The organism is Azohydromonas sediminis (genome assembly GCF_003574675.1).
In the GTDB taxonomy this organism is placed as follows: Bacteria; Pseudomonadota; Gammaproteobacteria; order Burkholderiales; family Burkholderiaceae_C; genus Calidifontimicrobium; species Calidifontimicrobium sediminis.
This window is the reverse complement of sequence record NZ_QOAZ01000076.1, coordinates 1-2,184: the sequence shown is the minus strand read 5'-3', so window position 1 is coordinate 2,184 and position 2,184 is coordinate 1. Positions and strand designations below refer to the sequence as shown.

4 protein-coding genes are annotated in these 2,184 nt (G+C 60.9%); all 4 read right to left on the bottom strand.

All coding sequences use genetic code 11. From position 1 onward, the window contains the following. Window positions 1-354, bottom strand: a 354-nt coding sequence (locus tag DRV96_RS18260) for a hypothetical protein (RefSeq protein ID WP_162911141.1), incomplete at its 3' end; no start/stop codon positions are given. Next, window positions 351-995, bottom strand: a complete 645-nt coding sequence (locus DRV96_RS17640) for a hypothetical protein (protein WP_119293583.1) — start codon at window positions 993-995, stop codon at window positions 351-353. The genes DRV96_RS17640 and DRV96_RS18260, both read right to left, overlap by 4 nt. 60 nt (window positions 996-1,055) lie before the next feature. Further along, window positions 1,056-1,325 carry a hypothetical protein gene (locus DRV96_RS17635; protein ID WP_119293581.1) on the bottom strand — a complete coding sequence of 90 codons (270 nt, stop codon included), beginning with the start codon at window positions 1,323-1,325 and terminating at the stop codon, window positions 1,056-1,058. Between the two features lie 45 nt (window positions 1,326-1,370). Continuing rightward, window positions 1,371-2,045, bottom strand: coding sequence for a hypothetical protein (locus DRV96_RS18255; RefSeq protein ID WP_162911142.1), 675 nt, complete (start codon window positions 2,043-2,045; stop codon window positions 1,371-1,373). Between the last annotated feature and the right edge of the window lie 139 nt (window positions 2,046-2,184).

Here is a 2,184-nt window from a genome sequence, read left to right as displayed (position 1 = left end):
TGCTGACAGGTCGGGCATTTCCTGCTGCTCACCCATCAGCGGGCCACTCCCCGCACTTACGGCGAGGGAGGCGCGCTCGTAGGTGGCGGCGAATATGTCAGGCTTGCATGCGTACAGTTCGCCCTGCACGCCCTTAATCAGCCAGCTTCCATTGGTGCCAAGCATGTGCCCCTCAAGGGTGTTGATGTACAGCCCTTCTCCAGCGGGGCACCAGTCGATTGCTGCGGTGCGGAAGGCTTCATTTACCCAATCGGGAAGCGGCTTGTTTCCGAAGTCAATCAGCCATGCGTCAATGGTCACTGGCTTCTTGGTGAAGCGACCAGCGCGCTCCTTGCTGTCTGTTTTATCGGTCATGGGGAATCCTCTGTGAATTGGGTCGTGCATGCGCTTGACGCAATGGAGATCAGGACATCTCTGAACTCGTCCGGGGTGGCGTTGCGAATGCGGGTCTTGTCCTTGCCGCCGACCATTGCCATCATTCCGATGCGCCTGGCTTTCTCGTAGCCGTGCAGTTCCAGGGCGCGCGGGTGGAGTCGCTGCTCGGTCTTGCCCCAGCGCAGCTCAGGCAAATCGTCCCGCTGCATCCCACAGGCCAGAAGCCAAGTCGGCTTGCCAGACAGGTGCCCGTAGTGGCCTTGGTAGACACAGCAGGTCCAGAAGCCTTGCCCCGCATAGACCCATCCGCCAGAGCGCGGCGGCTTGTTCAGGCTAAAGGCTGACCATGCATGTGAGTCGGCTGGATGCTCAAGCACGCCACCGAAGCGGCGTAGCGACTTAAAAGCCGCATCGAAACAGCCTCCGTCATCACCCAGCTTGAACTGGTGTGGCTTGCGCGTGCTGCCGTGCCAGAACCTCCCCCATCGCTGGCATGGCGGATGCGCGACAACCGGATGCGGCCCGGCGTATTTCCTGGCGTCCCGCTTTTCATCCCACGGATCAACGCCAGGCAGTCCAAAGTAAGCGCCGTCAGTTTCTACGTATAGGGCTGCAATCAATTTGTGGCTCCAGAAACAGAAAGACCCGCTATTGCGGGCCTGTGTGTGGGGTGGGGGAGGTCAGAAGGGGATCGAGCTCATGTCGTCATCGTCGCCCTGCGGCGCTTGTCGCTGCTGCGGTCGTTGTTGCTGCGCCTGCTGACCATCTCGCGGCTTTGGGTCATTCAGGTAGGCCCAGCCATCCCAGCCGATAGGCACCGCCTCCAGCTTAAGCATCAGCCCGTTCTTTGCTTCGATCACAGAGCCCAGCGTTTGATAGCGGCTCTTCTCCGCCCCAGTGCTGTCGGTGTACTTGCCGGTGACTGCGGTTACTTCGTACTTGCGTGCCATGATGGCCCTTTCAAATTGCCCGCCGCCCAGCGCGGCAGGAGTTGGTTAAGCGGCTTGCGCTGTTGGTTGGTTTGCTTTCAGCAGGGCGCGCAGCTTGCTGTGCGGCGCCAGCATCTTCCAAGCGGCCACCTTGTGGTCGTTGTCGGTCAGCTCGTAGTACGCGGCTATGGCCTCCATCTCGCTGCCCTCCTGCCACGCAGCCACGATGCTGTCCACAACGGCTGCAACGTGCGCATGCTCTTGGGGTGGTAGTTCGATGTCTGGCACCGGGCTTACCTTGGTCGGAGGGGGTGGTGGTGGCGGGGCGTCTGCATAGCCAGACTCCAGCGGCAGTTTTGCCCACAGCTCATAGGCAAGGCCGAACGTGAATGCTGCGGCCATACAGACCCCACGGCGGTGCGTGTCTGTGATGTCGCGGGCGGTGATGCGCTCGATTGGGATCGCAGCATTACGTGTGTCCATCACGGCCTGCGGAACAGGTGGAGTGGTCACATCGCCATTGCGGAACCGGATCAGCAGATACGCGCCTACTGGCGCTTGGTGCAGCACGTAGCCGTCAGGCGCCGTCACCAGCTCTGGTTGCCAGCCTGGGGCATGCTCGCGCAGGAGCGCCATGGTGCGCGACCAGTTGATGTAGCTGGCGGAGAACTTGCCAGTACCGATCTGTTCGACCAGATTGGAAGTCGCAACGCCTGCAAGGTTGGGAATGTTGGTGGTCATGGTTAGAACGATGGTTTACGCAGCAGAGCCCGCAAGGCTCCCAGCGGCGTGTTATTGATGCGCAGGAGCCGGTAAAGGCCCATGTAGTGCTTGAGTGCGTGGCGCATGTGGCACCTCAGTAGTAGGGATACAGCACCCC

Excerpts from the sequence above, each read along its gene's own strand:
- DRV96_RS17635 (WP_119293581.1), bottom strand. The coding sequence starts at position 1,325 with ATGGCACGCAAGTACGAAGTAACCGCAGTCACCGGCAAGTACACCGAC.
- DRV96_RS18255 (WP_162911142.1), bottom strand. The coding sequence starts at position 2,045 with ATGACCACCAACATTCCCAACCTTGCAGGCGTTGCGACTTCCAATCTG.